Consider the following 21,421-nt stretch of genomic DNA (forward strand, 5'->3'; position numbering starts at 1 on the left):
CGCCGGATCAGGAAGGATGCAGTTGGACATGGTCAGGTCGGGTGGGATGAAATCGGTGCTGATGGCTGTTCCGGCATTGATGCTGGCGACCGCGGCGCTGGCCGCGCCGCAGGGCGGTGGTTTCGTGGCGCAGCCGCCCGGTGTAGTCATGCAGGTTCGCCTGGTCTGCGACCAGTTCTGCAATTGCTGGTCGACGAAATACCGCGAGCGTCGCGGCCGTGAGCGGCCCGAGGACCTGAGCGGCCCGCGCTGCCCGCAGGGCGGTCACCTCAATTATTACTATCAGACCGGCGTGCCGAAGAACGAGACGCCGTTCGACAACGTCTTCGGCCTGTTCCCGCCGGGACCGTCCTATCGCTCCTGGTAGCCACGCGCGTCGCGATGCGCGGGGGCATCGGCGGAGCCGGCGCCCCATCGCCTGAAATCGCGCCGTCATGTTGGCGATGGCAGGATGCCGCGAGCTTATCCCCGGGCGTTCATCGACTCATGAGACGGACGACGAGCCATCACATGCCGCGCGCGTTGAAACCGACCCTCGTGATGGCTGCCTGCGGTCTGCTGGCGGGGATCGGCTATCGCTATTTTGGTGATGCCGCGGTCGAAGGCACCGCGGCGAACTACCTGCGCAGCGGCGTTCATGGTGTGGGACTGGCGCTCGCCGGATGGGGCGTTCATCTCTATTTCACGACAGGGCGCAGCGCGGGGGTGCGCCGATGGCCGTTGTGGGTGGATGTCGCCGTGCGCGCCGCCAGCATGGCGGTCGTCGTTGCCGTTCTGGCCGTGGTTCTCGAAGCCCTGCTGTACGGGGGGCCGATCGAGGCGCGATGGCTGTTCGTCGACCTGCCGCGCATCGTCGCGCTGGCCTTCGTGACGTCGTTTGTGATCGGCGCGGTCTACGAAGTGACGCGGCTGGTCGGCAGCCGCGTCCTGCTGAACGTCATTCTCGGGCGCTACCGTCGGCCGGTGCGGGAGGAGCGCGTCCTGATGTTCCTCGATCTTGCGGGCTCGACCGCGCTCGCGGAGGCGATGGGCGAGCTGCGGGTCCAGGATCTGTTGACCCGTTTCTTCTTCGACATCGACGCGGCCATTGTCAGGCATGGTGGTGAGGTGCATGCCTATGTCGGCGACGAGGTCATCGTCATCTGGCCGCTCGGCAGTGAGGCCGCGCAGCGCTGCATCGCCTGCTTCTTCGCCATCGCCGATACGATCGCCGCGAAGGCCGAGGCCTATCGGCGCGAATTCGGGATCGTTCCGGCCTTCCGCGCCGGTCTGCACGCCGGCCCGGTGATCATCAGCGAGTGCGGCGACTCGCGCCGCCAGATCGCCTATTTCGGCGATACGGTGAATGTCACGGCGCGGCTCCAGGAGCAATGCAAGGCTGCGGGGCGGCCGCTGCTGTTGTCGGCGGATCTGCTCGGCCATGGGCGTCCGCCGCCTGACATTGTGATCGAGGCGCTCGGGTCCGTCCAGTTGCGGGGGCGGGCAGCGACGCTGGACGTGTTTACGGCAACGCGCCGTTCGGATGCGCCCGCTGCGGTTGCGCGCGTGATGTCGTAGAGCCCGGTTGGCGATGGCGTGGGGCCGTCGCTCCGTTCGGGCTCACCATGCGTCAGCGTTCGTCGGCGATCACCTTGCCGTCGTTCGGCAGCGAGCCCGGCGCGACGAGATCGACGGCGCCGCGCAGCTTGGTGATGCCCTGCAGGGTGGTGGCGACGGCGCCGCGCAGGGCGTCGTCGATCGTGGTGGCCTCGGCCCTCAGCGTCATGGCATCGGTCTCGCCGTCGCGGCTGACCACGAGGCGCAGGCGGCCGAGCTCGGGATGGCGGCGGCCGACGTCGGCGATCTGTTCGGGGCGCACGAACATGCCCTTGACCTTGGCGGTCTGGTCGGCGCGGCCCATCCAGCCCTTGATGCGCATGTTGGTGCGCCCGCAGGCGCTGGCGCCGGGCAGGGCGGCGGTGAGATCGCCGAGCGCAAGGCGGATCCAGGGATGCTGCGGGGAGAGCGAGGTGACGACGATCTCGCCGACGTCGCCTTCGCGCACGGGATCGCCGGTGCCGGGCCGCACGATCTCCAGGATGAGGTCCTCGTTGACCACCATGCCGTCGCGCGCTGCGGTCTCGTAGGCGATGAAGCCGAGATCAGCGGTGGCGAACGCCTGGTAGGCGTCGATGCCGCGGCCCTTGATCTCGTCCTGCAGCGATTTCGGAAATGCCGCGCCGGACACCAGCGCGCGGCGAATCGAGGAGACGTCGCGGCCGGCGGTCACCGCCGCATCGAGCAGGATCTTGAGGAAGTCGGGCGTGCCGGCATAGGCGACGGGGTGATAGGCCTCGATCAGCTCGAACTGCTGCTCGGTGTTGCCGGGGCCGGCAGGGATCACCGCGCAGCCGAGCGCCCGCGCCGCGCTGTCGAAGATGAAGCCGCCGGGGGTCAGATGATAGCTGAAGGTGTTGAGGATGACGTCGCCCGGGCGTACGCCCGCGGCATGAAGGAAACGTGCGCCGCGCCAGGGATCGATGGCGATCGGCTCGGGTTCGAAGATCGGGCCGGGCGACGTGAACAGGCGGGCGAACGTGCCGGGCGCTTCGTGCACGAAGCCGCCGAACGGCGGCTCGGCTTTGTGGCGCGCCGGCAGCTCGGACTTGCGCAGCACCGGCAGCCGCGCCAGCGCCGCGCGGTCGGTGACGGCGGCCGGTTCGACGCCGGCGAGGTGCTCGGCATAAGCCGGCGCGGCCATCGCCTTGCGCAGCACGTCGGGCAGGCGGCCGAACAGCTCGGCATCGCGCTCGGCGGGGGAGCGGGTCTCGCGGGTGTCGTAGTGGTTGGTCATGGCCGCTCTTTCGCTTCTGTCCTGTCGTTCTGCTCATGGTGAGGAGCGCAGCAACGCCGCGCGTCTCGAACCATGTGGTCGAGGCGTTGCTATCGTTGAGGCCTCACCCGTCGAGACGCCTGCCGTGCAGGCTGCTCAGGATGAGGAAGGTTTGCGGCACGGCGCGGGGCCGGGCTTCACGAGATCCTCACAGCCACCGCTTGCGGCGCTTGAAGCTCTTGAGGTTCTTGAAGCTCTTGCGCTGGTCGCCAGCGCCGCCGAGATAGAATTCCTTGACGTCCTCGTTGTCGCGGAGATCGTCGGCGGTGCCGTCGAGCACCACCTTGCCTTGCTCCATGATGTAGCCGTGGCTCGCCACCGACAGCGCGGCGCGGGCGTTCTGCTCCACCAGCAGGATGGTGACGCCGAGGTCGCGGTTGATCTGGCGGATGATGGCGAACACCTCCTTGACCAGTAGCGGCGACAGACCCATCGACGGCTCGTCCATCAGGATCATCTTCGGGCGCGCCATCAGCGCGCGGCCGATCGCCAGCATCTGCTGCTCGCCGCCGGAGAGGTAGCCGGCAAGGCCGGTGCGTTCCTTCAGCCGCGGGAAATAATTGTAGACCATCTCGATGTCGCGCTCGACCTCGCGGTCGCGCCGCGTGAACGCGCCGAGCCGCAGGTTCTCGAGCGAGGTCATGTCGGAGACGATGCGGCGGCCTTCCATCACCTGGAAGATGCCGCGCCGCACGATCTTGTCGGGGTCGATGCCGTTGATGCGCTCGCCGTCGAACACGATGTCGCCGCGGGTAACCTCGCCGTCCTCGGTCTTGAGCAGGCCGGAGATCGCCTTGAGCGTCGTCGACTTGCCGGCGCCGTTGGCGCCGAGCAGCGCGACGATGGCGCCGCGCGGCACGTCGAGGCTGAGGCCCCGCAGCACCAGGATGACGTCGTCATAGACGACCTCGATGTTCTTGACCGACAGCAGCGGCGCCGGCGCGGTCGATGGCGTCGGTCCTGAGGACGGTTGGGGAGCCTGCAACATCGTGATCCTCGGTTTGGACGTGGAGCCACCCGGCCGTGGTCGGGCGGCGGATCGTCGCTCCTCATGGTCGGGGAACCATGAGGCCTCATCCTTCGAGAGGCGGCCGGTGGCCGCTCCGCGGGATGAGCGCCGCGCTTACCAGCCGAGCAGTTCGGCCTTGCGCGGCAGGGTGATGGTCTTGACCTTCTCGAGCTTGATCGTGCCCTTGGCCATCAGGTCGTTGAGGTCGCCGTCGGTCGCGCCGGTGACTCGCGAGCGGTAGAGATCGACGGTCAGCGTGCCGCGATGGTCCTTGTCGGTCCAGGTCGAGGGATTGCAGACGCCGTCGAGGCCGGCCGGCACCCAGTCCTTCTTCTGGTAGAAGCCCTGGCGGACGTTCTCGCCGGTGGCGCCGCCGTTCTTGGCGGCCCACACCACCGCTTCCTTCATGTAGAGCGCGGTGCAGACCCCAGCGACGTAGTGCACCGGGCGATAGATCTTGCCGCCGGGATCGGAGACCTTGGAGATCTCCTCGACGATCTTCATGCCCGGCGCCTTGCCACCCCAGACGACGGCGGTGCGCACCGGGAAGATCACGCCGTCGGCGGCGTCGCCCGCGGCCTTGGCAGCGTTCTCGTCCATGCCCCAGACGTTGCTCATGAACTGCACCTCGACGCCGGCCGCCTTGCAGGCCTTCATCACCGAGATGTTGGAGGCCGCCGTGTTGCCGAGATAGGCGTAGTTGGCGCCCGAGCTCTTCAGGCTGAGGCACTGGGCGCTGTAGTCGCCGGGTGTCAGCGCGAACACCAGCGGCGGCAGCACCTCGAAGCCGAGCTCCTTGGCCATCGCCTCGCCGGCTTCCTTCGGCGCGTTGGGGTAGGGATGGTTGGCGCCCATATGGACGAACTTCGGCTTGTCGGGCTTGCCCTTGGCCTTCCAGTCCTCAGCCGCCCAGGTCAGTTCGGCGCGCAGCGCGTCCGAATAGCTCGGGCCGTAGAAGAAGTTGTAGGGCGCGGGCTTGGCCTTGCCGCTGGTGCCGGTGGGATCGGTCAGCGCGGCGGCGTAGGAGCCGGAGATGTCGGGAATCTTGTCCTGCGCCAGGAAGCCGGTCAGCGCCTCGGTGTCGGCCGTGCCCCAGCCAAGGATCGCGGACACCTTGTCGCTGCCCGACCATTTCTTGTACTGCGCGATGGCGCGCGGCACCTGGTAGCCGTAGTCGACGGTGTCGACATCGAACTTGAGGCCGTCGGAGCCGCCATTCTTGTTGATCCAGGCATAGGTGTCGGCGACGGCCTGGCCGAACGGCGTGCCGACGTCGGAGGTGCCGCCGGAGTAGTCGGCGAGGTGGCCGAGCTTGACGGTCGACTGCGCCAGCGCGCCGCCGCTCGTCAGCAGCAGCGCGACCGCGGCCGAGCCGAGAAGGGTCTTGATGGTCATGAACGTATCCTCCTTGTGGTCTTTCGTTTTTGTGGTGGAAGAACGGATGATCGCTAGTGCGAGAACGGATAGAGCTTCCAGTACGCCTTGATCTGGCGCCAGCGGTGGGCGAGGCCGTCGGGCTCGAAGATCAGGAACAGGATGATGATCAGGCCGACCGCGATCTCGCGCAGGAAGGTCAGGTTGTTGTTGAGATGAAGCGCCTGGTCGATCGACGAGCCCTTCAGCGCGGCGCTGATCCACTGCATCGATTCCGGCAGGATGACCACGAACGCGGTGCCCATCAGCGTGCCCATGATCGAGCCGGTGCCGCCGATGATCACCATGGCGAGGAACAGGATCGAGCGGTCGATGCCGAAGCCTTCGTTGGAGACCACGAGCTGGTAGTGGGCATAGAGCGCGCCGCCGACGCCGGCGAAGAACGCGGCGAGGCCGAACGACAGCGTGCGGTACTTGGTGAGGTTAATGCCCATGATCTCGGCAGAGAGATAATGGTCACGCACCGCCACCAGCGCGCGACCGTCGCGGGTGCGCATCAGGTTGGTGGCGAGCAGGAAGCAGACGACGACATAGGCCAGCACGACATAGAAATACTGGCGGTCGCCCTGGACGGCATAGCCAAGGATCGAGAACGGCTCGGCCATCGCCGGCACGCTGCCGCCGGTGAACCATTCGGCGCGGGAGAAGAAGTCGAGCAGGATGTACTGCGCCGCCAGCGTCGCGATCGCCAGATAAAGCCCCTTGAGCCGCGCCGCCGGCAGGCCGAACACGAGCCCGACCAGCGCGGTGACGACGCCCGACAGCGGGATGGCGAAGAATACGGGCACGCCGAGCTTGCTCGACAGATACGCCGAGGTGAAGGCGCCGAACAGGAAGAACGCGGCATGGCCGATCGAGATCTGGCCGGTGAAGCCGACCAGGATGTTGAGCCCGAGCGCGGCGATGCCGAACATGCCGACCTGGATCAGGATCGCGACCCAGTAGTCATTGAGGAGCCACGGCGAGACGGCGGCAAGGACAATGCCGAGCAGCGCGGCGTTGCGGCTGGTGACGGTCGGGAAGATGGTGGTGTCGGCCGCGTAGCTGGAGCGGAAATCACCGGCGGGGAGGAGGGACTGGCTGGCCATGGTCACGCCTCAGGTCGGAGGGATTGGGGCCGCATCCTTCGAGACGGCGCTGCGCGCCTCCTCAGGATGAGGGGAAGCTCCTCATGGTGAGGAGCGCGGCTTGCCGCGCGTCTCGAACCATGAGGCCGCGCGAGGCGTAGTCCCGCGCACATATCGATCGATGCTCCGATCATGCTGCCACTCATCAGATCCGCTCGATGTCCTTGGTGCCGAACAGGCCGTAGGGCTTGATCATCAGGATGATGATCAGCACGTAGAACGGCGCGATTTCGAACAGGTTGCCCCAGTGCAGGTATTCGCCGTCGATGAACTGCGCGGCGTTTTCCAGAAGGCCGATGATGATGCCGCCGATCACCGAACCGGCGATGCTGTCGAGGCCGCCGAGGATCACCGCCGGGAACACCTTGATGCCGTAGGCGGACAGTCCCGAGGACACGCCGTTGACCACGGCGACGACAATGCCGGCGACCGCCGACACGGTGGCGGAGATCGCCCACGCCATCGCGAACACGCTCTTGACGGAGATGCCCAGCGACTGCGCCACCTGCTGGTTGAACGCGGTGGCGCGCATCGCGAGGCCGTATTTGGAGACGCGGAAGAACCACGCCATGCCACCCATCATTGCGACCGAGACCACGAGGCTCAGCACATAGACGGTCTGCAGCTGGAAGCCGGCGAAGCTCACCGTCTGGCTGGCGAAAATCTGGGGGAACGGCTGCGGGTTGACGCCGAACATCCACTTCATCAGCGCCTGCAGGATGGTCGACAGCGCGATGGTCACCATGATCACCGAGATGATCGGCTCGCCGATCATCGGCCTGAGCACTACGAGCTGCACCGCGATGCCGAATGCGAACATGAACACCAGGGTGATCGGCATGCCCAGCCAGAACGGCACCTGGTACTTGGTCAGCAGCGCCCAGCACACCCAGGCGCCGACCAGCAGCAGTTCGCCCTGGGCGAAGTTGACGACCTGGGTCGCCTTGTAGATCAGCACGAACGACATCGCGACGACGCCATACAGCGTGCCGACCACGAGGCCGTTGACAAGAAGCTGGATCAGCAGATGGGTGTTCATCGCGCGTCCTACTCGGCAGCTTCGGCGAAGGGGCGGCCGCCCGCGAGGTCGACCACGGTCAGCGTGGTGCGCACCCGCTGGGTCGAGCCGTCCTGGAAGCGGATCACGGTATCCACGTCGATGTCCGGGCGGCCGGAGTAGACGGCATCGATGATGTCGGCGTACTTCTCGTTGATGACGCTGCGGCGCACCTTGCGGGTGCGGGTCAATTCGCCGTCGTCGGCGTCGAGTTCCTTGTACAGCAGCAGGAACTTGGCGATGCGCTGCGCCGGCGGCAGGGTGGCGTTGACCGCCTCGACCTCCTTGCGCAACAGCGCATAGACTTCGCGGCGGGAGGCGAGGTCGGTGTAGGTGGTGAAGGCGATGCGGCTCTTCTCCGCCCACTTCGACACGATCGAGTAGCGGATGCAGATCATCGCCGCCAGTTGGTCGCGTCCGGCGCCGAGCACCACCGCCTCGGCGATGTAGGGCGAGAACTTCAGCTTGTTCTCGATGTATTGCGGCGAGAAGCGGTCGCCGCGGGTGGTCTCGGCGAGATCCTTGATGCGGTCGATGACGACGAGCTGGCGGTCCTTGTTGAAGTAGCCGGCATCGCCCGAGTACAGCCAGCCCTCGCGCACGTCGGTCGCGGAGGCGTCCGGGTTCTTGTAGTAGCCGAGGAACATGTTGGGGTGGCGCACCACGATCTCGCCGACGCCGTTGGCGTCCGGCGCCTCGATGCGGATCTCGACCTCGCTGGCCATCGGCACGCCGGTGGTGTCGGGATCGACATGATCGGGGCGGTGCAGCGTGTAGGCGCCGAGTAGCTCGGTCTGACCGTACAGCGTACGCAGCGGCACGCCCATCGCGCGGAAGAACTTGAAGGTGTCCGGGCCGAGCGCCGCGCCGCCGGTGGCGGCCGAGCGCAGGCGGCTGAAGCCGAGGCGGTCGCGCAGCGCGCGGTAGAGCAGGACGTCGGCGATCGTGGAATGGCGGCCGTCGGCGAGCGCGGCGAGGCCGGCCTTCGTGCCGATGTCGTAGAGCTTCTGCTTGAGCGGGGAGGCGTCCATCACCCGGGCGCGAACGTCGGCGGCGATCGATTCCCAGATCCGCGGCGCGAACAGCACGAAGGTCGGCGCGATCTCGCGGAAGTCGTTCATCAGGGTGTCGGCGTGCTCGATGAAGTTGACCTTCATGCGGCACAGCAGGTTTTTGCCCAGCGCGTAAACCTGCTCCATGATCCAGGGCAGCGGCAGCACCGAGACATACTCGTCGTCCGGTCCCTTGGGGTCGAAGGCGAGATAGGTGGCACAGTGGCGCAGCACGCGCCCGGGGGCGAGCATCGCCAGCTTGGGATTGGAGGTGGTGCCGGACGTGGTGCAGAGGATCGCGACCTCCTCGCCATGGGTGAGGTCGACCATGCGGTCGTAGAGATCGGCGTTGGCCTCGCCACGGGCGCGGCCAAGCGCGGCCAGCTTGTCGGCTTCGATCAGGCGGGGATCGTCGTATTTGCGCATGCCGCGCGGGTCGGAATAGACGATGTGCTTGAGGTGCGGCGCGCGCTCGCCGAGCCCGAGCAGCTTGTCGACCTGTTCCTCGTCCTCGGCGAACACGATTTTGGCTTCACCGTAGTTGAGGAGGTAGCCGACTTCTTCCTCTAGCGCGTCGCGGTAGATGCCGAGGCTCATGCCGCGGATGGCGTGAGCGGCGATCTCGGCGGCGACCCAGTCGGGGCGGTTGTCGCCGATGATGCCGACGACGTCGCCGGCGGACAGGCCGAGCGCGGTCATGCCCAGCGCGAAGTCACGCACCCGCGCCTGGTAATCGGCCCAAGTGAACTCGCGCCACAGCCCGAAGTCCTTCTCGCGCAGCGCGACGGCGCTGCCATGCTCGGCGGCGTTGAGCCGCAGCAGCTTCGGATAGGTGTCGGCGGCGGCGACGCGGCCCGCATAGTCCATCATGCCGAGACCTCCGCCGGCTGGTCGTCGGGGCTCGTCAGCAACTCGTCCTCTTCGCCGAGATAGGCGCGCTTGACATGCGGATCGGCGAGCACGGCGGCGGGATCGCCCTCGGCGATCTTGCGGCCGAAATCGAGCACCATGACGCGGTGGGAGATGTCCATCACCACGCCCATGTCGTGCTCGATCATCATCACCGTCATGCCGTACTCTTCGTTGAGGTCGACGATATAGCGGGCCATGTCCTCCTTCTCTTCGAAGTTCATGCCGGCCATCGGCTCGTCGAGCAGGATCAGGCTCGGCTCCAGGGCCATCGCGCGCGCCAGCTCGACGCGCTTGCGCAGGCCGTAGGACAGCGTGCCCGCGGTGGCCTTGCGCACCGCCTGGAGATCGAGGAAGTCTATGATCTCCTCGACCTTGCGGCGATGCTCCAGCTCCTCGCGACGCGCGCCGGTCAGCCAGTACAGCGAGCCGGTGAGGAAGTTGTTCTTCAGCAGGTGATGGCGGCCGACCATGATGTTGTCGAGCACGCTCATGTGGTGGAACAGGGCGAGGTTCTGGAAGGTGCGGCCGATGCCAATGCCCGGCCGCGCGTTCGGTGTCAGGCCGGTGATGTCGCGGCCGCGATAGTGCAGGCTGCCTTCCGTCGGGCGGTAGCGGCCGGAGACGCAGTTGACCATCGAGGTCTTGCCGGCGCCGTTCGGTCCGATGATCGAGAACAGCTCGCCCTCGTTCACCGCAAAGCTGACGTCGGTCAGCGCTCGGACGCCGCCAAACCGCAGCGAAATGTTGCGCACCTCCAACGCGACGTTGGATTCGTCCCTGGCCAAGCTCGTCGTCTCCCCTGACGGCGCATTGCGCGCTCTTGTTGTGGTTGGCGATTGATCGTCGGAATTCGAAACCTAACCGGTTTCGTCCCGCTAACCTATTCAACGAAGGGCATAATCTTGTTCTGTCGTCGATGCGGCCGCAGCTTTGTGACGTCTGTTCGCACGCGCAATCCGACGATCCCGAATTTCGCTCCCATGTTATCAAAGTCGCGGGTGTTGTTCACCCGACGCTTGAATGCGTCTTCGCCCGAAACGGGGCCGAAGAATATCGCCCAGACGACATTTGGGCCGCGGCGCTGTGTCCATCAGCGTGGGCGTTCGCGATCATGTTGCTGCGCACAATTTTTTGCGGTGCGCTGCGACATCGGCGCGTAGTCGTCTGCTACCGCACGGGCCTTCAGCGGCAGGCCGGATAGCCGAAGCGCTTGACGATGTCGCGGCCGGAGATCGGGTGAAATTCGAACGTGTCCATGAAATGGTTGTCGGTGACGTACTGGCGCAGCGCGGCGTTATAGGCGCTGAGCATGTGCTGGGTCGCAGCCACGCTGATGCCCGCGGCCTGGGTGCCGCCGGCGTGAAACAGCAGTGTCGCGCCCGGCGTGACGCAGACGTTGCGGATCGACAGGAACATGGTGCAGGCCGACTGGCAGTGGCTGTCGATCCGGAAGCGTTCGCCCGAGGCGTTGTATTTCGCGATTACCTCGTCGAACAGCTGCATCTCGCCGCGGCGGGCACCCATGCCCATGGGCCGGCCATCGGGCTTGCGCAGGCTCGATACGGAGCCGTCCGCATGGGCCGGTGCGGTCGCGACGGAGGCAAGGAAGGCAAGGGAAGCAAGAGCGAGAAGGGCAGGGATCACCAATGCGCGTCTCATGGGCTCGCATCCTCGCGGTCGATCACGTCGCGTCAGGCTCGGCCGCATCAATGCACGGCCTGAATCGTCTGGCAACCGGACTCTTCCGATCGACCGCTGTCCGGGTAGCGGGCCGGCGACCCGCGACGGATCGGCCGGCCGGTCCCTGGGCTGGTCCAGCCGACCGCAGGGCCATGACGCGTGCCGTCGCTACTTCGCGTCGAGAAACTGGCGCACCGCAGCGATGGTCGCGGCCGGCTGCTCCTCCATCAGCCAGTGTCCGGCATCCGGAATGACCAGTCCGGTGACATGCGTCGCGGCATTGCGCATCACGACGGCTTCCATCGCGCCGAACGACTTCTCGCCGCCGATGGCGAGGACCGGCATGTCCAGCTTGGTCGCCATGGCCTTCTTGTTGTCCTCCGCATCCCTGCGGATCGCCCTGAACTGGGCGAACGCCGCCCGCATCGCGCCGGGCCGGGCATAGAGTTGTGCATAGTGGCGGCGGGTGTCTTCCGAGATCCTGGATGGCGTGCCCGCGAATTCGTTCCAGAAGCGATCGAGGTAGATGCGCTCGCGGCCCTTCACCAGTCGCTCCATGTCGGGACCGCCGAAATCGAAGTGCCAGAGCTGCGGGCTGCGGACGATCTCGTCCCATGGCGGCACGCCGGGAACGGGAGCGTCCATGACGATCAGCTTCTCGGTCTTGTCGCGGTAGCGCGCAGCGTAGGCGTAGGCCACCATCGTTCCGATATCGTGGCCGACGACGGCCGCATGATCGATCTTCAGCGCGTCGAGAACCGCGCGCATGTCGGCGGCCTGGGTCCACTTGTCGTAGCCGTCGGCGGGCTTCGCCGACAGCCCCATGCCGCGCAGGTCGGGCACGATGACGGTGTGGTCTTTCGCCAGATCCGCGGCGAGCTTCGCCCACATGTCGCCGGTGTCGCCAAAGCCATGGATCAGGATCACGGCCGGTCCGCTGCCGCCCACGCGCACATGGATCTGCGTCCCGTTGGCCGCGATCGTGCTGGCCTTGAAGCGCGCCGGGAACGGTTCGAACTGAGCGTTGGCGATGGCAGGCACGAGCGAGAGCAACACAGCAATCAAATATCTTGCGCGCATTCAAATACCTTGTCGATTTGGGAGCGGAAACGCAGGGAATCTAGACTTCCAGCCACTCCTTGCGCACGCTGGCGTTACCCTTGAGATCGGCGGGGGTGCCTTCGAAGACCACGCGGCCATGGCCCATCACATAGACGCGGTGGGAGATGCGCATGGCGATCGACAGCTTCTGCTCGACCAGCAGGATGGCGACGCCGCGGCGGGCAATCTCGGCGATGAGGTCGCCGACCTGCTGCACGATCAGCGGCGCCAGCCCTTCGGTCGGCTCGTCGATCATGATCAGCTCGGGATCGCCCATCATGGTGCGGCAGATGGTCAGCATCTGCTTCTCGCCGCCGGACAGCACGCCCGCGGCGGTGTCGGCGCGGGCGGCGAGATTCGGGAACATGGCGAGCATGTCCTCGAGCTTCCACTTGCCGGGCTTGCGCGGATCCTTGACCCCCATCAGGAGGTTCTGCCGCACCGTCAGGGTGGGGAAGATGTCGCGGTTCTCCGGCACGTAGCCAAGGCCTAGGCGGGCGATGCGGTGGTTGGGCAGGCCGGCGATGTCCTGGCCCTTGAAGCGGATGGCGCCGCGAGGCGCGACCTCGCCCATGATCGCCTTCACCGTGGTGGAGCGGCCGACGCCGTTGCGCCCGAGCAGACTGACAACCTCGCCGGCGTCGACATGCATGTCGACGCCCTGCAGGATGTGGCTCTTGCCATAATAGGCGTGAAGATCGCTGACCTCCAGCATCAGGCGGCCTCCTCGCCGAGATAGGCTTCCTTGACCTTGGGGTTGTTGCGGATCTCCTCGGGCGTGCCGGAGGCGATGATCTGGCCGTAGACCAGCACCGAGATGCGGTCGGCGAGGCCGAACACCACGCTCATGTCGTGTTCGACGATCACCAGCGTGCGCCCTTCGGTGAGGCGACGGATCAGCGCCACGGCGCGTTCGGTTTCGGCATGGCTCATGCCCGCGGTCGGTTCGTCCAGCAGGATGACATCGGCGCCGCCGGCGGTGGTGATGCCGATCTCCAGCGCGCGCTGTTCGGCATAGGTCAGCAGGCCGGCGGGCACGTCGCGCCGCGCGGTGAGGCCGATGTCCTCGAGGATGCGCTCGGTGCGCTCGCGCACGGCGGGCAGGCGGTCGACATTCTTCCAGAACGCGTAGCGCTGGCCGCTCGCCCACAGCACCGCGCAGCGCACGTTCTCCCACACGCTCATGTTGGCGAACACGTTGGTGACCTGGAAGCTGCGCGACAGGCCGCGGCGGTTGATCTGGTAGGGCGGCAGGCCGGAGATCACCTGATCGCGCAGCAGGATCTCGCCGGAGGTCGGCGTGATGTAGCCGCTGATCAGGTTGAAGGTGGTCGACTTGCCGGCGCCGTTCGGGCCAATCACCGCATGGCGCTCGCCCTGGGCGATGGAGAGGTTGAGGTCGCGGATGATGGCGACGTTGCCGAAGCTCTTGCTGACGTGGCGGACGGTGATGGCCGCGGGGGTGGAGGACGATGTCATGCCGCGATCCCTTTCTCGCGCGCCGCGGTCAGGGCGTCGTCCCAGGCCCGGGCGACATACGCCCAGGTCCGCCGCGCCAGTAGGTAGCCGACGATCATCAGTGCGGCCGCCAGCCCCCAGATCAGCGGGCTCGCCGCGTCGAAGCGCATGCCGAAGGCCTGGATGACCGGATCGTCCGAGGCATTGACGGTGTGGTGGACGACGATCTCGATGGCGAGCACGAGGCCGCCGAGCATGGCGAGCGTGGGCACCAGTGCCACGAGGTAGGCGCGCAGCACCGGCATCATCTGCCCGGAGCGCAGCAGCGGGCGGTGCTTCATCAGGACACCGGCGATGCCGCCGGGTGCGAACGCCACCACGGCGATGAAGATCAGGCCGAAATAGAGCTGCCACACCGAGGTGAGGTCGGACAGCACCAGCGACAGATAGGTGACGAAGATCGCGCCGAGGATCGGGCCGACGAAGAATCCGATGCCGCCGATATAGGCGGCGAGCAGCACGACGCCGGATTGCGTGGCGCCGAGATAGGCGGAGTTGGCGATCTCGAAATTGACTGCCGACAGCGCCCCGGCGATGCCGGCGAAGAAGCCGGAGAAGCAGAACGCGATGTAGCGCACCACATGCGGGTCGTAGCCGACGAACTGCACCCGCTCGGGGTTGTCGCGCACGGCGTTGCACATGCGGCCGAGCGGCGTGCGGGTCAGGGCGTACATCGCGATCATGGCGATCAGCGTCCAGGCGGCGACCAGGTAGTAGACCTGGATCTGCGGACCGAAGCTCCAGTCGAACAGCCGGAACAGCTTGGCGCGGTTGGTGGTGATGCCGGCCTCGCCGCCGAAGAAGCTGCGCAGGATCAGCGCCGAGGAGGCGACGAGCTCGCCGACGCCGAGCGAGATCATGGCGAAGGCGGTGCCGCTGCGCCGCGTCGACACCCAGCCCAGCGCCATGGCGAACACGAGGCCGGCGAAGCCGCCGATCAACGGCACCAGCGGCAGCGGCACCGGCAGCTTGGAGGTGATGATCAGGTTCATGCCGTGCACGGCGAGGAAGCCGCCGAGCCCGTAATAGACCGCATGGCCGAACGACAGCATGCCGGTCTGTCCGAGCAGGATGTTGTAGGATAGCGCGAAGATGATGGCGATGCCCATCAGGCTCAGCGTGGTCAGCGATGCGCCGGAGGAGAAGATCCGCGGCATCACCAGCAGGGCGACCACGACGGCGAGCCACAGCCCGTAGAAGCGGACATTGTCCGACAGGATGGCGCGGGCACGGGGCGCGTGGGACGAAATCTCGCTCATGTTTCACGCGTTCCCAGCAGGCCCATCGGGCGGAGGATCAGGATCAGCACCAGCAGCACGTAAGGCAGGATCGGCGCGACCTGGGCGACGGTGACGTTCCAGACGTCGGCGAGCAGGGTGTGGCCGGGCCCGAGCGGGCCGAACACGCTCGCCAGCGAGCCGTTGATGGAGACGGCGAAGGTCTGCAAAAGGCCGATCAGCAGCGAGGCGATGAACGCGCCCGGCAGCGAGCCGAGGCCACCGACCACCACCACCACGAACAGGATCGGCCCGAGAAGCCCGGCCATGTTCGACTGCGTCACCAGCGCCGGACCGGCGATGACGCCGGCGACGGCGGCGAGCGCGGTGCCGAAGCCGAACACCAGCATGAAGATGCGCCCGACATTGTGGCCGAGATGACCGACCATGTGCGGATGGGTCAGGGCTGCCTGCACGATCATGCCGACCCGCGTCTTCTTCAGGCCGATCAGCAGCGCGGCGAAGATCGCTACCGCGACCGCCAGCATGAAGATTTTGTAGGCGGGATAGTTGGTCGAGAAGATCGTGAACGCCGGGAAGTCGAGCACGGCGGGAACGCGGTAGTCCATCGGGCTCTTGCCCCAGATCATCTGCACCACTTCCTCGATGGCGTAGGCGAGACCGAACGTGAACAGGAGTTCGGCGACATGGCCGTTCTTGTGGACATTGCGCAGGCCATAGCGCTCCACGGCAGCGCCCAGCGCACCGGCGAGCACGGGCGCGATGATCAGCGCCGGCCAGAAGCCGAACCAGCGGCTAAGCTGGAAGCCGAAGAACGCGCCGAGCATATAGAAGCTGGCATGGGCGAAGTTGAGCACGCCGAGCATGCTGAAGATGACGGTGAGGCCGCTCGCCATCAGGAACAGCAGCATGCCGTAGAGGACGCCGTTCAGGGTGGACGTGATGATCAGCTCGAGCAAAAGGGTCTCCTGCGTTCCCGCCCAAGGTCTCTCCTCATGGTGAGGAGCGCGGCATGGCCGCGCGTCTCGAACCATGAGGCCCGGGAAGTGGCGGTCGCGCCGGCCGCGTCGGCCCCGATGGCCTCATCCTTCGAGACGGCTGCTGCGCAGCCTCCTCAGGATGAGGAACGAGGTCGACGCTCCAGCGCGTCCGGACTTACGGCCGGTCCATCTTGCAGGTGGTCGGCAACACGGTGCTGTTGGCGTCGAGCTTGGCGACGAGCTTCCAGCCCCAGCCGGTCTTCTCCTCGTCGAACGGCTCCTTGTCGGTGCGTTCGCCGAACGAGGAGATGTACATTGGCTGGAAGAACTGGTGGTCGTCCTTGCGCATGAAGCCCTTGCCGCCGTCATAGACGTCGAACTCCATGCCTTCGAGCGCCGCGGCAACCTTCACCGGGTCGATCGACTTCGCCTTTTCGGCGGCGGCGGCGAGCATGCGCATCTCGTTGACCGCGCGCGGATAGAACAGGCTGAAGTCGTACTTGGCGCGCAGCGCCTTCTCGAAGGTATTGGCGGGGGCGTAATCGAGGTTCGGCACGCCTTCGGAGATCTGGAACACCTGGTGATTGAGGCCGGCCTGCTTCACCGCGGTCGGGCCGCCGGTGCCGCCGGCATAATAGGTGAACCAGTTGACCTTGAGGCCGGCATCGGCAGCGGCCTTCAGCAGCAGCGCGAAGTCCTGGCCCCAGTTGCCGGTGATGACGCTGTCGGCGCCGGACGCCTTGATCTTGGCGATGTAGGGCGCGAAGTCGGTGATCTTCAGCAGCGGGTGCAGTTCGTCCCCGACGATCTGGATGTCGGGCCGCTTCTGGGCCAGCATCGCCTTGGCCTGGGTGCGCACGGACTCGCCGAACGAGTAGTCCTGGTTGATCAGGTAGATCTTTTTGACCGACGGCGTTTCCTTGATGTAGCTCGTCAGGGCCGACATCTTGATGTCGGAGTTGGCATCCCAGCGGAAATGCCAGTAGCTGCATTTGTCGTTGGTCAGGATCGGATCGACAGCGGCATAGTTGAAGTACAGCACTTCCTTGCCGGGGTTGCGCTCGTTGTACTTGGTGACGAAATCGGACAGCGCGGCGGCGACCGCCGAGCCGTTGCCCTGGGTGATGTAGCGCACGCCGGCGTCGATCGCCTTCTGCGCCTGCACCAGGCTCTCCTGCGGGTTGGTCTTGTTGTCGAGCGGGACGATCTCGACCTTCTTGCCGAGGATGCCGCCCTTGGCGTTGAGCTCGTCGGCGAGAAACTGGAAGGTCTTGAGGCCGACCTCGCCGACACTCGCGCCGCCGCCGGACAGCGGATCGATGTAGCCGATCTTCACCGTCTCCTGCGCCATCGCGGTCGCGCCCAGCAGGGGCAGCGCCAGCAGCGCGGTCATCATCGCCTTACGCATCGTCATCCTCCTTGGATGGTTTCTTGTTGGAGCGTTTCTTCGGTGGTCGTGAAGTCGCGGTCGAGAGGTCGTGACGAGCCAATTTCGTTGCACGAAATTGGCGTGCCCAACGCTGTCGGATTGTTGGCGGTTCCTGATGTCGTGTGTCGTTCTTGGTTGGGCCGGATTGTGGTCCAAGCGTTTCCGGGTGGCAAGGCCGGAAGGCGCCCTGCGGCGCTCGCGCGCAGGGATAGCCAGCAGCCACGTGCCGTCCGCGGCTCGGGCGGGGCCGCTGTCCTGGCTTTCAGGAGTCTCATTGGCCTTTAGTCGGAGGCCGGCATGGGGACGATGGCCGGCGCCGGTTCCTGCCGTCCGGCGCATCGGGAAGATGCCCAACTGGCGGAAAATCCACAGGTCGCCTAAATGGAGGCGACAGGCTGAGGAGAGACGATGGCGATGCCGCCCCATGGGCAGACCGGCACCTACGAACTGACCGGCAAGAGCGTGTTCGTGGCAGGCCATCGCGGCATGGTTGGCGGCGCGCTGGTGCGGCGCCTCGCGACCGAGGGCGTCACGGTGCTGACCGCCACGCGCAGCGAGCTCGATCTCATCGACCAGGCTGCGGTCAACCGCTGGTTCGCCGCGCAGCGGCCGCAGGCGGTGTTCTTCGCCGCCGCCAAGGTCGGCGGCATCGTCGCCAACAACACCCTGCGTGCCGAGTTCATCTACGAGAACCTGATGATGGCCACCAACGTCATCCAGGCGGCGCACGTCCATGGCGTCGAGAAGCTGATGTTCCTGGGCTCGTCGTGCATCTATCCCAAGCTCGCGCCGCAACCGCTGCGCGAGGATTCGCTGCTGACCGGCCCGCTCGAGCCGACCAACGAGCCCTATGCCATCGCCAAGATCGCCGGCATCAAGCTGGTAGAGGCCTACCGTGCGCAGTATGGCAGCGACTTCATCAGTGTGATGCCGACCAATCTCTATGGTCCCGGCGACAACTATCATCCCGAGTACAGCCATGTGGTGGCGGCGCTGATCCGTCGCTTCCACGAGGCGAAGGTCGCCGGCGCGCACGAGGTGGTGGTGTGGGGCACCGGCACGCCGCGGCGCGAATTCCTCTATGTCGACGACATGGCGGACGCCTGCGTCCACCTGATGAAGACCTATTCGAGCCCCGATCTCGTCAACATCGGCTGCGGAGAGGACATCACCATCGCCGAGTTCGCGCGCGTCGTCGCCGAGGTCGTTGGCTTCGATGGCGCCATCACCTTCGATACGACCAAGCCCGACGGCACGCCGCGCAAGCTGATGGACATCGGCCGCCTGTCGCAACTCGGCTGGCGCGCCCGCACGCCGCTGCACGACGGCCTGCGGCTGGCGTATCAGGCGTTTCTTGAGCGGGCGGGGTGAGGTCGAGATCGCCAATGGCATATTCTGCGTCATCACCGGGCCGGCGCGACAGCGCCGTGACCCGGTGATCCAGCTTAAAAGGCCTTACATCTCGCGACGAAGCTGGATTGCCGGGTCAAGCCCGGCAATGACTTGGAGTACGTGGAGAGGCATCGCACTTCAGCAGTGCAGGGACCTGCTCACCCCTTGCCCTTCACCGTCGCCACTGTGCCGATGACGCCGCTGGTCTCCAGCGCGGCGATGTCCTCCGCGCTCAGTCCCAGCACCTGCGAGAGGACCTCGGCATTGTGCTGCCCCAGCGTCGGCGCGGTGGAGTGGATCGGCGGGGGATGGGCGGCGAACTCCGGGCGCCAGGGCACGGACGGCAGCAGGTGCGGGCCGATGAAGGTGCGGTCGGCGCTGTGCCAGTGGCCGGTGGCGAGCAGGTGCGGATCGGCCGGCAGGTCACCCGGCAGCCGCGCGACGCCGGCGGCGATGCCATGGCGCTGCAGCGTCACCATCGCCACGTCCGGGCGCACCGTCGCGGTCCACTGCGCCACCGCGGCCTCGATGCGATCCTCGGCGGCGCGGCGGCCGTCGGCGGAGGCCAGCGTCGTGTCGTCAGCGAGGTCCGGCCGGCGCATCGCCGCGCACAGCGCCAGCCACTCGGCGTCGCTGCGCACGGCGAGGGTGATCCACTGGTCGATGCCGAGGCACGGGAAGCAGCCGTGCGGCACGTGATCCGGATGGCGGTTGCCGTGCCGCGGCTCGCTGCGGCCGGTCAGCGACTGCGTGATGATGAACGGCGCCACCAGCGGCAGCATGCACTGCACCTGCGACAGGTCGATGTGCTGGCCCTCGCCGGTCGCCTTCTGGTGGGCGAGGCCGAGCAGCAGCGCGGCGGCGCCGTTGAGGCCGCCCAGCGGATCGCCGAGCGCGGCGTGCAGCATGGTCGGCGGATCGCCGTCGCCGCCGTTCACCGACGGCAGGCCCGACGCCTGCTCCAGCGTCGAGCCGTAGGCCCGCGCGCCGCTCCAGGCGCCGGTCATGCCGAACGCCGGCATGGTGACGACGACGAGCCGCGGGTTGATCGCCAGCATCGCCGCGGCATCGAGGCCGAGCCGCGGCATGACGTCGGCGGCGTAGTTGTCGATCACGGCGTCGGCATCCCTGAGCAGCTGCTTGAGCAGCGCAAGGCCCCGTGGCTTCGTCAGGTCGAGGGTGATGCCGCGCTTGTTGCGGTTGTTGAACTGGAACCAGTAAGTCTTCTCGTACAGCGTCTCTTCGAGATAGGGCGGGCGGGTGTCGGTGCCGCGGAACCAGTCCGGATACTGGCAGGACTCGACCTTGATGACATCGGCGCCGAAGTCGGCGAGCTGTCGTGTCGCGGTCGGGCCGGCCCAGCCCATAGTGAGGTCGACGATGCGCACGCCGGCCAGCGGCAGGGCATCGTCGGCGGTCGCCGCGCGTCGCGCCGCGCGTGCATGGGGCGCGAGCCCTGCGATATCCCGCTCGCCCGCTCGTGGCGCGCGGCCGTTCGGCTTCGGCGGCGTTCTCGTCAGCGACTGCGGCAGCACCGGCGCTGTGAATGTCGCTGCGCCGATGGTCACCTCCGCGAATGCGCCGCGGCTGCGATGCACCTCCTGGGTGAGCAGCTCCGCCATGTCCGGCACCACGGCGAGCGGCAGCCGCAGCGCGATGCCGCGCTCGAACCAGTGCTGCGCCGTCTGCTGCATCAGCGCGGGCGTGATGATGTCTCGCAGCGCCTCGGCGCGCAGGAAACGGTCGATGGTGGTGTTGTAGGCCGGATCGTGCCCGAGCTGCGGCAGGCCGATCAGTTCGCAGAAGCCGACCCATTGCGCGGGGGTGACCACGGTGACGCCGAGCCAGCCGTGCTTCGTCATGAACGCGCCCGACGGGTAGCCGCGGCCAAAGCGGTTGAGGCCGGCGCGCGGCCGCGAGAAGCCTGCCTCGAGGGCGAGGCCGGTGTCGAACTCGGTGATCTGCAGGAACGCCTCGAACGCGCTCACCGTGAAGCGGCGGGCGCCGCCGGCCGCGCCGCCCATCAGACCGGCGAGGCTGGGAATGAATGCGGTGAGGCCGGCGGTCATCGCCACCTGGCCGTCGCGCGGCAGCACCGGCGGGCCGTCGACCGGGCCGACCAGCTTCACGAGGCCGGCGAGGCTGCGGCACACCGCTTCGGTGATGTGGAGATCGCGGTAGGGACCGTGCTCGCCGAACCACGACAGCGCGGTGATCGCCAGCGCAGGATCGCTCTCGCGCAGCGCGCGATGCGACAGCTGCGAGGCTTCGATCGCGCCGGGCAGCCGCGCGTCGAGCAGCAGGTCGCTGGTCGCGAGCAGGGCGCGCACGCGCGCGACGTCCGCCGCGTCATCGAGATCGGCGGTCACGCTGGTCTTGTTGGTGTTGAGCCAGGCGAATACACCGCTTTCGTGCGTGCCGTCGCCGATCGCGGCGAGCGGCGCCGCGTGGCGCAGCGGATCGCCGCCGGGCGGTTCGACCTTGATCACCTCGGCGCCGAAATCCGAAAACAGCTTTCCGCAATAGGCGAGCGCATCACCGGAGCCGACTTCGACGACGCGTATTCCAGACAGCGGAAATTGTTGCATCTGCGCTCCATCTGCTCGGAAAAGCAGTGTGA

Annotated in this window: 18 protein-coding genes; 3 read left to right on the forward strand and 15 right to left on the reverse strand. The window is 66.8% G+C overall.

Annotated features, from left to right (window positions below; translation table 11 throughout):
* Positions 1-55: 55 nt before the first annotated feature.
* Both JQ639_RS30875 and JQ639_RS30880 read left to right on the forward strand, forming a co-directional pair.
* A complete protein-coding gene (locus tag JQ639_RS30875) occupies positions 56-367 on the forward strand; it encodes a hypothetical protein (protein ID WP_211963573.1) in 312 nt (103 codons plus the stop codon).
* 143 nt (positions 368-510) lie between these two features.
* Positions 511-1,557 carry an adenylate/guanylate cyclase domain-containing protein gene (locus tag JQ639_RS30880; protein WP_211963574.1) on the forward strand — a complete coding sequence of 349 codons (1,047 nt, stop codon included), beginning with the start codon at positions 511-513 and terminating at the stop codon, positions 1,555-1,557.
* A 52-nt stretch (positions 1,558-1,609) separates the two neighbouring features.
* Here JQ639_RS30880 and JQ639_RS30885 read toward each other — a convergent pair whose 3' ends face one another.
* The 14 genes from JQ639_RS30885 to JQ639_RS30950 all read right to left on the reverse strand — a co-directional run bounded on the left by JQ639_RS30885 (position 1,610) and on the right by JQ639_RS30950 (position 17,388).
* Positions 1,610-2,833: a phenylacetate--CoA ligase family protein gene (locus JQ639_RS30885; RefSeq protein WP_211963575.1), complete on the reverse strand. Its 1,224-nt coding sequence runs from the start codon at positions 2,831-2,833 to the stop codon at positions 1,610-1,612.
* Between the two features lie 187 nt (positions 2,834-3,020).
* Positions 3,021-3,860 (reverse strand): ABC transporter ATP-binding protein, encoded by an 840-nt coding sequence (locus JQ639_RS30890; protein WP_211963577.1) that lies wholly within the window; start codon positions 3,858-3,860, stop codon positions 3,021-3,023.
* 135 nt (positions 3,861-3,995) lie between these two features.
* Positions 3,996-5,276, reverse strand: coding sequence for an ABC transporter substrate-binding protein (locus tag JQ639_RS30895; protein ID WP_211963579.1), 1,281 nt, complete (start codon positions 5,274-5,276; stop codon positions 3,996-3,998).
* Between the two features lie 53 nt (positions 5,277-5,329).
* Positions 5,330-6,403 (reverse strand): branched-chain amino acid ABC transporter permease, encoded by a 1,074-nt coding sequence (locus JQ639_RS30900; protein ID WP_211963583.1) that lies wholly within the window; start codon positions 6,401-6,403, stop codon positions 5,330-5,332.
* 184 nt (positions 6,404-6,587) lie between these two features.
* Entirely contained in the window at positions 6,588-7,481 is an 894-nt protein-coding gene (locus JQ639_RS30905; protein ID WP_211963584.1) for a branched-chain amino acid ABC transporter permease, read from the reverse strand.
* 8 nt (positions 7,482-7,489) lie between these two features.
* On the reverse strand, positions 7,490-9,421 hold the full coding sequence (locus tag JQ639_RS30910; protein ID WP_211963586.1) for a long-chain fatty acid--CoA ligase: 1,932 nt from the start codon (positions 9,419-9,421) through the stop codon (positions 7,490-7,492).
* Positions 9,418-10,221, reverse strand: coding sequence for an ABC transporter ATP-binding protein (locus JQ639_RS30915; protein WP_211965019.1), 804 nt, complete (start codon positions 10,219-10,221; stop codon positions 9,418-9,420). The genes JQ639_RS30910 and JQ639_RS30915 overlap by 4 nt, the downstream gene beginning before the upstream one ends.
* Positions 10,222-10,645: 424 nt before the next feature.
* On the reverse strand, positions 10,646-11,122 hold the full coding sequence (locus tag JQ639_RS30920) for a hypothetical protein (protein WP_211963588.1): 477 nt from the start codon (positions 11,120-11,122) through the stop codon (positions 10,646-10,648).
* 189 nt (positions 11,123-11,311) lie between these two features.
* On the reverse strand, positions 11,312-12,223 hold the full coding sequence (locus JQ639_RS30925) for an alpha/beta fold hydrolase (protein ID WP_211963593.1): 912 nt from the start codon (positions 12,221-12,223) through the stop codon (positions 11,312-11,314).
* 40 nt (positions 12,224-12,263) lie between these two features.
* Positions 12,264-12,959, reverse strand: coding sequence for an ABC transporter ATP-binding protein (locus tag JQ639_RS30930; protein ID WP_211963595.1), 696 nt, complete (start codon positions 12,957-12,959; stop codon positions 12,264-12,266).
* Positions 12,959-13,723 (reverse strand): ABC transporter ATP-binding protein, encoded by a 765-nt coding sequence (locus JQ639_RS30935; RefSeq protein WP_211963599.1) that lies wholly within the window; start codon positions 13,721-13,723, stop codon positions 12,959-12,961. The genes JQ639_RS30930 and JQ639_RS30935 overlap by 1 nt, the downstream gene beginning before the upstream one ends.
* On the reverse strand, positions 13,720-15,021 hold the full coding sequence (locus JQ639_RS30940; RefSeq protein ID WP_211963602.1) for a branched-chain amino acid ABC transporter permease: 1,302 nt from the start codon (positions 15,019-15,021) through the stop codon (positions 13,720-13,722). The genes JQ639_RS30935 and JQ639_RS30940 overlap by 4 nt, the downstream gene beginning before the upstream one ends.
* Positions 15,018-15,959, reverse strand: coding sequence for a branched-chain amino acid ABC transporter permease (locus tag JQ639_RS30945; RefSeq protein ID WP_211963604.1), 942 nt, complete (start codon positions 15,957-15,959; stop codon positions 15,018-15,020). The genes JQ639_RS30940 and JQ639_RS30945 overlap by 4 nt, the downstream gene beginning before the upstream one ends.
* Positions 15,960-16,155: 196 nt before the next feature.
* On the reverse strand, positions 16,156-17,388 hold the full coding sequence (locus JQ639_RS30950; RefSeq protein WP_211963606.1) for a branched-chain amino acid ABC transporter substrate-binding protein: 1,233 nt from the start codon (positions 17,386-17,388) through the stop codon (positions 16,156-16,158).
* A 429-nt stretch (positions 17,389-17,817) separates the two neighbouring features.
* Between JQ639_RS30950 and fcl the strand changes: the two genes are divergently transcribed.
* Positions 17,818-18,780 carry a GDP-L-fucose synthase gene (gene fcl, locus JQ639_RS30955; protein WP_283811620.1) on the forward strand — a complete coding sequence of 321 codons (963 nt, stop codon included), beginning with the start codon at positions 17,818-17,820 and terminating at the stop codon, positions 18,778-18,780.
* Positions 18,781-18,959: 179 nt separating this feature from the next.
* On the opposite strand, the gene JQ639_RS30960 is transcribed toward fcl, so the two are convergent.
* Positions 18,960-21,389: a CaiB/BaiF CoA-transferase family protein gene (locus JQ639_RS30960; protein ID WP_211963608.1), complete on the reverse strand. Its 2,430-nt coding sequence runs from the start codon at positions 21,387-21,389 to the stop codon at positions 18,960-18,962.
* Positions 21,390-21,421: the final 32 nt, after the last annotated feature.

The organism is Bradyrhizobium sp. U87765 SZCCT0048, from assembly GCF_018131225.1.
Classification (GTDB): Bacteria; Pseudomonadota; Alphaproteobacteria; order Rhizobiales; family Xanthobacteraceae; genus Bradyrhizobium_A.

Excerpts from the sequence above, each read along its gene's own strand:
- JQ639_RS30940 (WP_211963602.1), bottom strand. The coding sequence starts at position 15,021 with ATGAGCGAGATTTCGTCCCACGCGCCCCGTGCCCGCGCCATCCTGTCG.
- JQ639_RS30930 (WP_211963595.1), bottom strand. The coding sequence starts at position 12,959 with ATGCTGGAGGTCAGCGATCTTCACGCCTATTATGGCAAGAGCCACATC.
- JQ639_RS30885 (WP_211963575.1), bottom strand. The coding sequence starts at position 2,833 with ATGACCAACCACTACGACACCCGCGAGACCCGCTCCCCCGCCGAGCGC.
- fcl (WP_283811620.1), top strand. The coding sequence starts at position 17,818 with ATGGCGATGCCGCCCCATGGGCAGACCGGCACCTACGAACTGACCGGC.
- JQ639_RS30880 (WP_211963574.1), top strand. The coding sequence starts at position 511 with ATGCCGCGCGCGTTGAAACCGACCCTCGTGATGGCTGCCTGCGGTCTG.
- JQ639_RS30900 (WP_211963583.1), bottom strand. The coding sequence starts at position 6,403 with ATGGCCAGCCAGTCCCTCCTCCCCGCCGGTGATTTCCGCTCCAGCTAC.
- JQ639_RS30935 (WP_211963599.1), bottom strand. The coding sequence starts at position 13,723 with ATGACATCGTCCTCCACCCCCGCGGCCATCACCGTCCGCCACGTCAGC.
- JQ639_RS30895 (WP_211963579.1), bottom strand. The coding sequence starts at position 5,276 with ATGACCATCAAGACCCTTCTCGGCTCGGCCGCGGTCGCGCTGCTGCTG.
- JQ639_RS30920 (WP_211963588.1), bottom strand. The coding sequence starts at position 11,122 with ATGAGACGCGCATTGGTGATCCCTGCCCTTCTCGCTCTTGCTTCCCTT.
- JQ639_RS30905 (WP_211963584.1), bottom strand. The coding sequence starts at position 7,481 with ATGAACACCCATCTGCTGATCCAGCTTCTTGTCAACGGCCTCGTGGTC.
- JQ639_RS30890 (WP_211963577.1), bottom strand. The coding sequence starts at position 3,860 with ATGTTGCAGGCTCCCCAACCGTCCTCAGGACCGACGCCATCGACCGCG.
- JQ639_RS30910 (WP_211963586.1), bottom strand. The coding sequence starts at position 9,421 with ATGATGGACTATGCGGGCCGCGTCGCCGCCGCCGACACCTATCCGAAG.
- JQ639_RS30950 (WP_211963606.1), bottom strand. The coding sequence starts at position 17,388 with ATGCGTAAGGCGATGATGACCGCGCTGCTGGCGCTGCCCCTGCTGGGC.
- JQ639_RS30925 (WP_211963593.1), bottom strand. The coding sequence starts at position 12,223 with ATGCGCGCAAGATATTTGATTGCTGTGTTGCTCTCGCTCGTGCCTGCC.
- JQ639_RS30960 (WP_211963608.1), bottom strand. The coding sequence starts at position 21,389 with ATGCAACAATTTCCGCTGTCTGGAATACGCGTCGTCGAAGTCGGCTCC.